The sequence below is a fragment of the Micromonospora sediminicola genome (genome assembly GCF_900089585.1).
GTDB classification, from domain to species: Bacteria; Actinomycetota; Actinomycetes; order Mycobacteriales; family Micromonosporaceae; genus Micromonospora; species Micromonospora sediminicola.
The window spans coordinates 4,131,330-4,145,560 of sequence record NZ_FLRH01000003.1 but is presented as its reverse complement, the minus strand read 5'-3'; the positions used below and the strand labels follow the sequence as shown (position 1 = coordinate 4,145,560).

Sequence of the window (14,231 nt, the reverse complement as noted above, 5' to 3'; positions counted from 1 at the left end):
ATGATGTCCACGTCCGCAGACAAGGTCGTCGAGGCGCTTCGGGCCTCCCTCAAGGAGACCAGCCGGCTCAAGCAGCTCAACCAGCAGTTGACCGCGGCGGCCCGGGAGCCGATCGCGATCGTCGCGATGTCCTGCCGCTACCCCGGCGGCGTGTCCACCCCGGAGCATCTGTGGGACCTGGTCGACGGCGGCGGTGACGCGATCGGCGGCTTCCCCACCGACCGGGGCTGGGACCTGGCCAACCTCTACGACCCGTCCGCCGACCGGTCCGGCCGCTCCACCACCCAGCAGGGCGGCTTCCTCTACGACGCGGCCGGGTTCGACGCCGAGTTCTTCGGCATCTCGCCCCGCGAGGCGCTCGCCATGGACCCGCAGCAACGGCTGCTGCTGGAAACCTCCTGGGAGGCGTTCGAGAGCGCCGGCATCGCCCCGTCCTCGGTACGCGGGCAGAAGGTCGGCGTGTTCGTCGGCACCGCCGCCAACGGCTACGGCGTCGGCGCGGAAGGCGGCGCGTTGGACGCCGACGAGGGCTACCTGCTCACCGGCACCGTCACCAGCGTCGTCTCCGGCCGGATCGCCTACGCGCTGGGCCTGGAGGGGCCGGCCGTCAGCGTGGACACCGCCTGCTCCTCGTCGCTGGTCGCGCTGCATCTGGCCGCGCAGGCGCTGCGGGCCGGCGAATTCGACCTGGCGCTCGCGGGCGGCGTGACCGTGATGGCCAGCCCCAGCGCGTTCGTCGGCTTCTCCCGCCAGCGCGGGCTCGCCTCCGACGGGCGGTGCAAGTCGTTCGCCGCCGCCGCCGACGGCACCGGCTGGGCCGAGGGCGTCGGCCTGCTGCTCGTCGAACGGCTCAGCGACGCCCGCCGCCACGGCCACCCGGTGCTCGCCGTGCTGCGCGGCAGCGCGATCAACCAGGACGGCGCGTCCAACGGACTCACCGCCCCGAACGGGCCGTCGCAGCAGCGGGTCATCCGCCAGGCGTTGAGCAACGCCCGGCTCGACACCGGCGACGTCGACGCGGTCGAGGCGCACGGCACCGGCACCACGCTCGGCGACCCGATCGAGGCCCAGGCGCTGCTCGCCACGTACGGGCAGGACCGGGACGGGCACGACCCGCTCTGGCTCGGCTCGGTCAAGTCGAACCTCGGGCACAGCCAGTCCGCCGCCGGCGTCGCCGGTGTGATCAAGATGGTGCAGGCGATGCGGCACGGGCGGCTGCCCGCGACGCTGCACGTCGACACGCCGTCCCCGCACATCGACTGGTCCGCCGGCGCGGTGTCCCTGCTCACCGAGGCCCGCCCGTGGCCGCGGGTGGAGCGGCCGCGCCGGGCCGCGGTGTCCTCGTTCGGCATCAGCGGCACCAACGCCCACGTCATCCTGGAACAGGCCGACCCCGCGCCCGCCCCGACGCCCGACGACGAGCGGCCCGCCCTGGTCGCCGGCCCGGCCACCGTCTGGTCGCTGTCCGCCCGCTCCGCCGAGGCGCTGCGCGAGCAGGCCGCCCGCCTGGCCCGCCACGTCCGCGACCACGCCGACCTCGACCCGGCCCGACTGGCCTGGTCACTGGCCACCACCCGGTCGGTCTTCGAGCACCGCGCGGGCGTGGTGGCCGCCGACCCGGCGCAGCTGCTCGCCGGTCTCGACGCCGTCGCCGCCGGCACGCCCACCGCCGGCGTCGTCAGCGGCCAGGCCGGCGAGGCGGGCGAGGGACCGGTCTGGGTGTTCCCCGGCCAGGGCGCCCAGCACGCCGCCATGGCCGCCGAGCTGATCGGCGCCTGCCCGGTCTTCGACGACGCCCTCGCCGAGTGCCAGGCCGAACTGGACCGCTGGCTCGACGTCGATGTGGCCGCCGTGCTCACCGGCGCCGACGACACCTGGCTGACCCGCTCCGAGGTGGCCCAGCCGGCGCTGTTCGCCGTCGGCGTGGCCCTGGCCCGGCTGTGGCGGCACGCCGGCGTGAGCCCGCGCGCCGTGATCGGCCACTCCCAGGGCGAGATCGTCGCGGCGCACGTGGCCGGCGCGCTGACCCTGGCCGACGCGGTGACGGTGCTGGCGCTGCGGCTGCGGGCGCTGGCCGACGTCGCCGGCACCGGGACCATGGCCGCGGTCGACCTGCCGGCCGCCGAGCTGACCGCCCGCCTGCCCGAGGGCGTCACCGTGTCCGTGGTCAACGGCCCCGCCACCACCGCCGTGGCCGGGCCGTCGCAGGCGGTCGCCGACCTGGTCGCCGAGCTGGTCGCCGACGGGGTACGGGCCCGGCTGGTGGCCGTGGACTACGCCTCGCACTCCCCGGCCGTGGCGCCGGTCGCCGACCGTCTCCGCACCGAACTGGCCGGTCTGACCCCCCGCGACGGCGACGTGCCGATCATCTCCACGGTCACCGGTGACTGGCTCGCCGGCGCCCGGCTCGACGCCGACCACTGGGCCGACAACCTGCGCCTGCCGGTGCTGTTCGACGCCGCCGTGCGGACCGCGATCGCCGCCGGGCACACCGACTTCGTCGAGGTGTCCCCGCACCCGGTGCTCACCATGTCGGTGGCCGCCGTCCTGGACGACACCGGCACCACCGGCCGCGCGCTGTCCACGCTGCGCCGGGGCGAGGACGCCCGGCTGCGGCTGCTGACCAGCCTCGCCCACGCCCACGCCGAGGGACTGCCGGTCGACCTGCGCCGGGTCCTCGCCCCCGCACCGGTCCTCACCGGCCTGCCCACGTACGCGTTCCAGCGCCGGCGCTACTGGCCGGAGCGGATGGCCGCCGGCAACGCCGGGCCGGTCGGACCGGACGTGGTCGACGTGGAGTTCTGGTCGGCGGTGGAACGCGCCGACGTCGCCGCCCTCACCGCCGGGGACGCCGACCCGCAGGTGCTCGCCCCGGCGCTGCCGCTGCTGTCGTCGTGGCGACGCGCCCGCCTCCAACGGGCCGTGCTGGACGGCTGGTCGTACCGGGTGGTGTGGCAGCCGGCCGCCCCGGCGACCGGCGCCACCGTCACCGGTGACCTGCTGGTGCTGCGCCCGGCCGACGACGCCCGCGTGGACGCCTGGCTGGAGTCGCTCGCCGCCGCGCTGCCCGAGGGGGCGGCACTGCGGACGTTGGCCGTCGACCCGGTCCGCACCACCCGGGCGGAGCTGGCCGCCCGGCTGACCGACGAGCCGGGCGCCCCGGCGGCCGTCGTGTCCCTGCTCGGGCTGGCCGAGACCGACCATCCCGGGCACCCCGGCGTCCCCACCGCCGTGGTCGCCACCACCCGGCTGGTGCAGGCCCTGCAGGACGCCGGCCTGACCGCGCCGCTGTGGTGCCTCACCCGGGGCGGGGTGGGCACCGGCCCGGCCGAGCCGGTGGCCAGCGCCGCCCAGCACGCCCTGTGGGGCCTGGCCCGGGTGATCGGTTTGGAACACCCCGGGCAGTGGGGCGGCGTGCTCGACCTGCCCACCGACCCCGACGCCGCGACGTGGACCGAGGTCGTCCGCGTCCTCGGCGGTGGCGCGGGCGACGAGGACCAGGTCGCCGTGCGCCCCTACGGCACGTTCACGCGCCGGCTGGCCCGCACCACGGCCCGCACCTCCGGGCAGCTCACCGGCTGGCAGCCGCGCGGCACCGTCCTGATCACCGGCGGCACCGGGGCGATCGGCGCGCAGGCCGCCCGCTGGCTCGCCGCTACCGGCGCCGAGCACCTGGTGCTCACCAGCCGCCGCGGCCCCGCCGCCGCCGGCGCCCGCGAGCTGGTCGACGAGCTGACCGCCGACGGGGTACGGGTCAGCGTGGTCGCCTGCGACCTCGCCGACCGGGACCAGGTCGCCGCGCTCGTCGACGGGCTGGACGACGTCGCGCCGCTGACCGCCGTGCTGCACGCCGCCGGCGTCACCCGGCTCACCGCCCTGGTCGACACCGACCTGGACGTGTTCGACCACGTGATGGCCGGCAAGGTCGCCGGCGCGACCCACCTCGACGAGCTGCTCGGCGACCGGGACCTCGACGCGTTCGTGCTGTTCGCCTCCATCTCCGGCGTGTGGGGCAGCGGCGGCCAGGGCGCGTACGCGGCCGCGAACGCCTTCCTGGACGCGCTCGCCGAGCGGCGCCGCGCCGCCGGCCGCACCGCCACCTCGATCTCCTGGGGCGCCTGGGCCGAGGGCGGCATGGCCACCACCGAGGAGGCGCAGCGGCTGCTCAGCCGGCGCGGCTTGAACCCGATGCAGCCCGCCGCCGCGCTGCTCGCCCTGCGCCGAGCGGTCGAGCACGGCGAGACCACGCTCGTCGTCGCCGACGTCGACTGGGCGCAGTTCGCCCCCGCGTACGCCTCCGCCCGGCCCCGGCCGTTGCTCGCCGACATCCCGGAGGCCCGGGCGGCGCTGGCCGAGCGGCCCGCCGAGGACGTCGACGACCGGGCCGCGGCGCTGCGCCGGCAACTGCTCGACCTGGCCCCCGCCGACCGGGAACGCCGGCTCACCGACCTGGTCCGCGATCACGCCGCCGCCGTGCTCGGCCACACCGGCAGCGACGCGGTACGCCCCCGGCGCGCGTTCCGCGACCTCGGCTTCGACTCGCTGACCGCCGTGGAGCTGCGCAACCAGCTCACCGCCGCGACCGGGCTGGCGCTGCCCACCACCGTCATCTTCGACTACCCGAGCCCGGCCGTGCTGGCCGGCCACCTGGCCACGCTGCTGCGGCTGCCCGACGGCGACGGCGACGGCGCCGCCGCCCCGGCCGGCGCGCCGACCGTCGACGAGCCGATCGCCATCGTCGGGATGAGCTGCCGCTACCCGGGCGGCGTCAGCGACCCCGACGGGCTGTGGGAGCTGGTCGCCGAGGGCCGCGACGGCATCACCGAGTTCCGCACCGACCGGGACTGGGACCTGGACCGGCTCTACGCCACCGACCCGGACGCGCCGGGCCGCTCGTTCACCCGCCACGGCGGGTTCATCGACCGGGCCACCGAGTTCGACAGCGAGTTCTTCGGCATCTCACCGCGTGAGGCGCTCGCGATGGACCCGCAGCAGCGGCTGCTGCTGGAGGCCACCTGGGCGGCGTTCGAGCAGGCGTCGGTCGCCCCGGACACGCTGCACGGCACCTCGACCGGCGTGTTCGTCGGCGCGTCCCCGTCCGGCTACGGCGCCGGCGACGAGACCCGCGACCTGGACGGCTACCGGCTCACCGGCGGCGCGCACAGCGTCATCTCCGGCCGGGTCGCCTACACGTTCGGCCTGGAGGGCCCGGCGGTCACCGTGGACACCGCCTGCTCGTCGTCGCTGGTGGCGCTGCACCTCGCGGTGCAGTCGCTGCGCCAGGGCGAGTGCGACCTGGCCGTCGCCGCCGGCGTGAACGTGCTGGTCACCCCGGGCGCGTTCGTCGAGTTCACCAGGCAGGGCGGGCTGGCCGCCGACGGCCGCTGCCGCTCCTTCGCCGCCTCCGCCGACGGCACCGGCTGGTCCGAGGGCGTCGGCGTGCTGGTCGTGGAGCGGCTCGGCGACGCCCGCCGCAACGGCCACCGCGTGCTCGCCGTCGTCCGCGGCTCCGCGGTCAACCAGGACGGCGCGTCCAACGGCCTGACCGCCCCCAACGGCCCCTCCCAGCAGCGGGTCATCCGAGCCGCGCTCACCGCCGCCGGCCTGACCACCGCCGACGTGGACGCGGTCGAGGCGCACGGCACCGCGACCACGCTCGGCGACCCGATCGAGGCGCAGGCGCTGCTGGCCACGTACGGGCGGGACCGGGCCGGCGAGCCGCTGTGGCTGGGCTCGATCAAGTCCAACATCGGGCACAGCCAGGCCGCCGCCGGGGTGGCCGGCGTGATCAAGATGGTGCAGGCGCTGCGCCACGGTGTCCTGCCCCGCACGCTGCACGTGGACGAGCCCACCCCGCACGTCGACTGGTCGGCCGGCGCGGTCGAACTGCTGACCGAGGCCCGGCAGTGGCCGGAGACCGGCCGACCGCGCCGGGCCGCCGTCTCGTCCTTCGGGGTCAGCGGCACCAACGCCCACGTCATCGTGGAGCAGCCGCCGGCGGTCGCGGACGAGCCGGTCGACCGGCCCACGCCGCCGCTGGTGCCGGTGCTGCTGTCGGCGCGCGGCGACGGCGGGCTGGCCCGGCAGGCCGCCCACTGGGCGGACGCGCTGGCCGCGCCCGACCGGCCCGACCTCGCCGACGTCGCCCGTGCGTCGTTGACCGCGCGGACCGCGCTGGAGCACCGGGCGGTGCTGCTCGCCGCCGACCACGACGACCTGGCCGCCGGGCTGTGCGCGCTCGCCGCCGGCGAGCCGGCCGACAACCTGGTCACCGGCCGCGCCACCGACCGGGGTCCGCTGGCGGTGCTGTTCTCCGGGCAGGGCGCGCAGCGCGCCGGGATGGGTCGGGAGTTGTCCGCGGCGTTCCCGGTGTTCGCGTCCGCCCTCGATGAGGTGTGCGGTCACCTGGATCCGTTGCTGCCGCAGCCGCTCAAGCCGGTGTTGTTCGGCGACGGTGACCTGATCGACCAGACGCGGTTCACGCAGGCCGGGTTGTTCGCGGTCGAGGTGGCGTTGTTCCGGCTGGTCGAGTCGTTCGGGGTGACGCCGGACTTCGTGGGTGGGCACTCGATCGGTGAGGTCACGGCCGCGTTCGTGGCGGGGGTGTTGTCGCTGTCGGACGCGTGTGCGTTGGTGGCGGCGCGGGGCCGGCTGATGCAGGCGTTGCCGGCCGGCGGCGGGATGCTGGCGGTCGCCGCGTCGGAGGCCGAGGTGGCGGAGTCGATCGCGGGTCGGGCGGAGCTGGGTGTCGCGGCGGTCAACGGTCCGACGTCGACCGTGGTCTCCGGGTCGCTCGACGCCCTCACCGAGTTGGAGAGCAGGTGGCGGGACGCCGGCGTGCGCACCCGCCGCCTGACGGTGTCGCACGCGTTCCACAGTCCGCTGATGGAGCCGATGCTGGCCGAGTTCCGCGGCGTGCTGGACGGGTTGAGGTTCGCCGCGCCGTTGCTGCCGGTGGTGTCCAACGTGACCGGTGCGATCGCGGACCCGGGTGAGCTGACGGACCCGGACTACTGGGTGCGGCACGTGCGTCAGGCGGTCCGCTTCGCCGACGGGGTGGCCGCGCTGCGCAGCGCCGGGGTGGACACGTTCCTGGAGATCGGGCCGCGCGGCGTGCTCACCGCGCTCGTCCGGGACACGGCCGACACCGCGTCGGCCGTCGCCGTCCAACGCGCGGACCGCCCGGAGCCGCGCGCGCTGCTCACCGGGCTGGCGGAACTCGTCGCCACCGGCGGCCACGTCGACTGGACCCCGATCCTCGGCGGCGCCGCGACCGGCCCGGTCGACCTGCCCACCTACGCGTTCGGCGGCGACCGGTACTGGCTGCGCCCGGCCGGCGCCGGCGCCGACGTCACCCGCGCCGGTCTCGGCGCCGCCGGCCACCCGCTGCTGGCCGCCGCCGTCCGGCTGGCCGGCGAGGACGCCGCCGTGCTCACCGGCCGCCTCTCCCTGGCCGCCCACCCGTGGCTCGCCGACCACGTGGTCGCCGGCGCGGTCCTGGTCCCCGGCACCGCGCTCGTCGAACTCGCGCTGCGCGCCGGCGAGGAGTTCGGCCCCTGCCGGATCGGCGAGCTGACCGTCGTCACGCCGCTGGTGCTCCCCGAGCGGGGCGCCGTGCCGGTGCAGGTCCGGGTCGGCCCGCGCGACGACACCGGGCGGCGCGCCGTCACCGTCCACTCCCAGCCCGACGACGACCCCGACGGCGACTGGACCCGCCACGCCGAGGGACTGCTCACCGCCGCCGTTCCCACCGACGACGCCGGCCTCGGCGCGTGGCCCCCGCCGCACGCCGCCGAGACCGACCTCACCGGCTGGTACGACGCCCTCGCCGGCCACGGCATGACCTACGGGCCGGCGTTCCAGGGCCTGCGCCGCGCCTGGACGGCCGACGACGGCACCGTCTACGCCGAGGTGACACTGCCCGCGACCGGCCCCGACCGGACCGCCGGGTTCGGCGTGCACCCCGCCCTGCTCGACGCCGCGCTGCACCCCGCCGCGCTGCTGCCCGGCGACGGCACCACCGGACCCAAGGCCCCGTTCGCGTTCACCGGCGTCCAGGTGCACGCCGTCGACGCGGACACGCTGCGGGTCCGGCTCACCCGCGCCGGCACGGCCGTGCGGCTGCTCGCCGTCGACCCCACCGACCGGCCCGTCGTCACCGTCGACGCACTGGTACTGCGGGAGCTGACCGGCGCCGAGCCGCCGGCCGCCGCCCGGGCCGCCCGCGCGCTGTACCGGGTCGCCTGGCACGCCGAACCGCTCACCCCGGCCACGCCGCCCCCCGTCGCGGTGCTCGGCGCGCCGCTGCCCGCCCTGCCCGACGCCCCCGCCCACCCGGACGTCACCGGACTGCTCGCCGCCGGCGACGTACCCCCGCTGGTGCTGCTGCCGGTGCCGACCGGTCCGACGTCGCCGGCCACGGTCCGGGCCGCCACCACCGGCGTGCTCGCCGCGCTGCGCGACTGGCTGACCACCGACGCGACCGCCGACGCCCGCCTCGTCGTGCTCACCCGCGACGCGATGCCGGCCCGGCCGGACGACCCGGCCACCGACCTGGCCGGCGCCGCCGTCTGGGGCCTGGTCCGCTCCGCCCAGTCCGAGCATCCCGGCCGGATCGTCCTGGCCGACCTCGACCGGGACCCCGACGCCGCCGCCCTGGCGCTGCTCGCGGCCGCCGCCGACGACCCGACCGCGGCGCAGGTCGCGGTGCGCGGCGACACCACCCTCACCCCCCGACTGGTACGCGCCGACGCCCCGCCCGCGCCCGGCCCGCGCACCCGCGGCGGCACCGTCCTGGTCACCGGCGGCACCGGCGCGCTCGGCGGCCTGCTCGCCCGGCACCTGGTCACCGCGTGGGGCGTCGACTCGCTGGCCCTGGTCAGCCGGCGCGGACCCGACGCCGACGGCGCGGCCGAACTGGCCGGCGACCTGACCGCGCTCGGCGCCCGGGTCCGGGTGCTCGCCGTCGACCTCACCGACCCCGACGCCGTGCGTGACCTGGTCGCCGGGCTCACCGACGGCGACCGGCTCGCGGGGGTGGTGCACACCGCCGGCGTGCTCGACGACGCGGTCGTCACCGGCACCGACGCCGACCGCCTGGCCCGGGTCCTCGCCCCCAAGGTCGACGCCGCCTGGCACCTGCACGAGGCGACCGCCGGGCTCGACCTCGACCTGTTCGTCACCTACTCGTCGATCGCCGGCGTGCTCGGTTCCCCCGGCCAGGGCGCGTACGCGGCCGCGAATGCCTTCCTCGACGCCCTCGCCACCCGCCGCCGCGCCCTCGGCCTGCCCGGGCACGCGCTCGCCTGGGGCATGTGGGACACCGACGGCATGGCGGCCGGTCTCGGCGCGGCCGACCGGTCCCGGGTGACCCGCGCCGGACTCGGCCTGATCACCGCCCCGGTCGGCGTCGCGCTCTTCGACGCCGCCGTCACCGCCGACGACGCCACGCTCGTACCGGCCGTGCTCGACCTGCCGGCGCTGCGGGCCGCCGGCGGCGTACCCCCGATGCTGCGCGCCCTCGCCGGCGCCGCACCCGCCCGGCGGCAGGCCGGCGCGGCGGCCGACGGTTGGGCCGGGCGGCTCGCCGCGCTGCCCGCCGACGAGGCCCGCGCCGAGGTCGACCTGCTGGTCCGCGGCCTCGTCGCCCAGGTCCTCGGTCACGGCGGCGCGGACGCGGTGCCGGCCGACCGGGCGTTCCAGGAACTGGGCTTCGACTCGCTGACCGCGGTGGACCTGCGCAACCGGGTCAACGCCGCGACCGGGCTGCGGTTGCCGTCCACCCTGGTCTTCGACCACCCGAACCCGGCCGCGCTGGCCGCCCACGTGTACGCGCAGCTCGGCGGCGCCACCGCCACCGCCACCCGGGCCGGCGCGGCGGTGGTCACCGGCGTCGACGAGCCGATCGCGATCGTCGGGATGGCCTGCCGCTACCCGGGCGGGATCGACAGCCCCGACGACCTGTGGGAGCTGCTGGCCGCCGGGCGCGACGGCATCGGCGAGTTTCCCACCGACCGGGGCTGGGACCTCGACACCCTGTTCCACAGCGACCCGGACCATCCCGGCACCTCGTACGCCCGGCACGGAGGCTTCCTCGCCGGCGCCGCCGACTTCGACAGCGGCTTCTTCGGCATCTCCCCGCGCGAGGCGCTCGCCATGGACCCGCAGCAGCGGCTGCTGCTGGAGGCGTCCTGGGAGAGCTTCGAGTCCGCCGGCGTGGACCCGGCGAATCTGCGCGGCTCCCGCACCGGCGTGTTCGCCGGCCTGATGTACCACGACTACGCGGCCGGGGTGCGCGACCTGCCCGACGGCGTGGAGGGCTACCTGGGCACCGGCACCTCCGGCAGCGTGGTGTCCGGCCGGGTGGCGTACGCGTTCGGGCTGGAGGGCCCGGCGGTCACCGTGGACACGGCGTGTTCGTCGTCGCTGGTGGCGCTGCACCTGGCCGCGCAGGCGCTGCGGTCGGGGGAGTGCGACCTGGCCCTGGCCGGCGGCGTGACCGTGATGGCGAACCCGGGCACGTTCATCGAGTTCTCCCGCCAGCGCGGGCTGGCCGCCGACGGGCGGTGCAAGTCCTTCGCCGCCGCCGCCGACGGCACCGGCTGGGCCGAGGGCGTCGGCGTGCTGCTCGTGCAGCGGTTGTCCGACGCCCGCCGCGACGGTCGGCGCATCCTCGCCGTGGTGGCGGGCACCGCCGTCAACTCCGACGGCGCGTCGAACGGGCTCACCGCCCCCAACGGTCCGTCGCAGCAGCGGGTCATCCGGCAGGCCCTGGCCAACGCGCGGCTGAACCCGTCCGACGTGGACGTGGTGGAGGCGCACGGCACCGGCACCACGCTCGGGGATCCGATCGAGGCGCAGGCGCTGCTGGCCACGTACGGGCAGGACCGGCCGGCGGACCGGCCGCTGCTGCTCGGGTCGGTGAAGTCGAACCTGGGGCACACGCAGGCCGCCGCCGGCGTCGCCGGCATCATCAAGATGGTCCTCGCCATGCGGCACGGCGTCGCCCCGGCGACCCTGCACGTGGACGCACCGTCCCCGCACATCGACTGGGACGCCGGCGCGGTCGAGCTGCTCACCGAGGCGCGGCCGTGGCCGGAGTCGGGCCGGCCCCGCCGCGCCGCCGTCTCCTCGTTCGGGGTCAGCGGCACCAACGCCCACGTGGTCATCGAGGCGCCGCCCGCCGAGCCCGCCCGCGCCGCCGGCCCGACGCCGCCCGCCGAGCCCGCCCGCGCCGCCGGCCCGACGCCGCGCGCGCTCACGCCGGTGCTGCTCTCCGCCCGCTCCGACGCCGCGCTCGCCGCGCAGGCCGACCGCTGGGCCCGCCGGCTCGCCGGCGACGACGCGGCCCGCCCGGTCGACGTCGGCTGGTCCTCGGTGACCGGCCGGACCGTCCTGGACCACCGTGCCGTCGTCGCCGCCGGCGACCGCGACGAGCTGCTGGCCGGGCTGCGGGCGCTGGCCGCCGGCGCACCGGCCGCCGGCACCCGCACCGGTACGCGCACCCCGCGCGGCCGGCTGGCCGTCCTCTTCTCCGGTCAGGGCGCGCAGCGCGCCGGCATGGGCCGGGACCTGTACGCGGCGTTCCCGGTGTTCGCCGCCGCGCTCGACGAGGTGTGCGCACACCTGGATCCGCTGCTGCCGCAGCCGCTGAAGCCGGTGCTGTTCGGCGAGGACGATCTGCTGGACCAGACGCGGTTCACGCAGGCGGGACTGTTCGCGGTCGAGGTGGCGCTGTTCCGCCTGGTCGAGTCGTTCGGGGTGACCCCGGACGCCGTCGGCGGGCACTCGATCGGTGAGGTCACCGCCGCGTACCTGGCCGGGGTGCTGTCGCTGCCCGACGCGTGCACGCTGGTCGCGGCGCGGGGCCGGCTCATGCAGGCGTTGCCGACCGGCGGCGGGATGCTGGCGGTCGCCGCCGGTGAGGCGGATGTGCTGGCGTCGCTCGACGGCGTGCCCGGCCTGGGTGTCGCCGCCGTCAACGGCCCGTCCTCCGTCGTGGTCTCCGGACCGGTCGACGCGCTCGACGGCATCGCGCGGCGGTGGCACGAACGCGGCGTCCGGACCCGCGCGCTGACCGTGTCGCACGCGTTCCACAGCCCGCTGATGGAGCCCATGCTGGCCGAGTTCCGCGCCGTCCTGGACGGGCTGGGCTTCTCCGCGCCGCTGCTGCCGGTGGTGTCCAACGTGACCGGTGCGATCGCGGACCCGGCGGAGCTGACCGATCCCGACTACTGGGTGCGGCACGTCCGGCAGGCGGTCCGTTTCGCCGACGGCGTCGCGGCGCTGCGCGACGCCGGGGTGGACACGTTCCTGGAGATCGGCCCGCGGAGCGTGCTCACGGCGCTGACCGCCGAGATCCTGCCCGACGCGCTCGCGGTCGCCGCCCAGCGTCGCGACCGGGACGAGTCAGCCGCGTTGCTGGGCGCGCTGGCCGACCTGCACGTGCACGGCGTGCCGGTCGACTGGCGGCCCTGGTTCACCGGCGCCGAGCCGACCCGGGTCGACCTGCCCACCTACGCGTTCCAGCACCAGCGGTACTGGCTGCCCACCGGCCGGATCCGTCCCGGCGACGTCAGCGGCGCCGGGCTCGGCGACGTCGGCCACCCGCTGCTCGGCGCGGCCGTCGCCGTCGCCGGCGCCGAGATGGTCCTGCTCACCGGCCGGCTGTCGCTGGCCACCCACCCGTGGCTCGCCGACCACGTGGTGGCCGGCGCCGTGCTCCTGCCCGGCACCGCGCTCGCCGAACTGGCCGTCCGTGCCGGAGACGAGGTCGGCGCCTCCCGCATCCGCGACCTCACGTTCGCCGCGCCGCTGGTGCTGCCCGATACCGGCGCGGTGCGGGTGCAGGTACGTGTCGGCGCACCCGACGGCACCGGCGGCCGTCCGGTCGCCATCCACTCCCAGCCCGACGGCGACACCGACTGGACCGCGCACGCCGAGGGCGTCCTCGACCCGCCCCGGCCGGACGAGCCCACCCTCGCCTGGCCACCCGCCGGGCTCACCGAGGTGGACCTGACCGACTGGTACCCGACCCTGTCCGGGCACGGCCTCACCTACGGGCCGGCCTTCCAGGGCCTGCGCCGGCTCTGGACCGGCGACGGCGAGGCGTACGCCGAGGTGGCGCTGCCGGACGACACCGCCGGGGAGGCGGCCCGGTTCGGGGTCCACCCGGCGCTGCTGGACGCCGCCCTGCACCCGGCCGGGCTGGTGCTCCCCGGCGACGGCCCGCGCGTGCCGTTCACCCTCGACGGACTCCAGGTGCACGCCGCCGGCGCCCGCGTCCTGCGGGTCCGGCTCACCCGCGCCGGCGACGCCGTCCGGCTGGTCGCCGTGGACTCCTCCGGCGCGCCGGTGGTCTCCGTCGACTCGCTGGTGCTGCGGGAGCTGACCGGCGCGGTCGTCCCCGGCGTCGCCGCCCGGTCCCTGTACGCGCTCACCTGGCAGCCGGAGGACGTCACGCCGGCCGAGGCGCCGTCCGACTGGGCGGCGCTGACCGGCGACGGCCCGGCCGGGCTGTCCGCGTACGCCGGCGTGGCGGCGCTGGTCGAGGCCGTCGACGCGGGCCGAACGCCCCCGCGCGTCCTCGTCCTGCCGCTGCCCGCCTCCGACCTGCCCACCCCGGACGCGGTCCGCGCGGTCACCACCGACGTGCTCGCCACCGTGCGGTCCTGGCTGGCCGCGGACCCGCTCGCGGAGACCGCGCTGGTCGTCCTGAGCCGGGGCGCCGTGTCCACCGGTGACGGTGACCCGGTGACCGACCTGGCCGGCGCGGCGGCGTGGGGTCTGCTGCGCGCGGCGCAGTCCGAGCACCCGGGCCGGATCGTGCTGGCCGACCTCGACCGGGAGCCGGACGCGCACACCCTGGCGCTGCTCGCCCGCGTCACCGCCGACCCGGCCGGCGGCCAGGTGGCGATCCGGGAAGGCCGGGTGTCGGTGCCCCGAGTGGTCCGCGCCGCCTCCGTCGCCTCCGCCTCCGGCGTCGGTGTCGGTGTCGGTGACGGCACGGTGCTGGTGACCGGCGGCACCGGCGCGTTGGGCGCCCTGGTGGCGGAGCATCTGGTGACCGGGTACGGGGTCCGGTCGCTGGTGCTGGTGTCACGGCAGGGCCCGTCCGCGTCGGGCGCGGACGTCCTGGTCGAGCGGTTGGCCGGGTTGGGTGCGGCGGTGTCGGTGGTGGCGTGCGACGTGACCGATCCGGATCAGGTGTCTCGGCTGGTCGCGGAGGTGCC

At 77.4% G+C, this 14,231-nt stretch carries 1 protein-coding gene (only partly in view); it reads left to right on the top strand.

The window, feature by feature from the left end:
* Positions 1 to 3 precede the first annotated feature (3 nt).
* On the top strand, positions 4 to 14,231 hold the 5' portion of the coding sequence (locus GA0070622_RS19275) for a type I polyketide synthase (RefSeq protein WP_091574873.1). The gene runs 15,445 nt beyond the window's last position; 14,228 of the gene's 29,673 nt are visible here — the first part of the coding sequence; its start codon is at positions 4 to 6; the stop codon falls past the right edge of the window.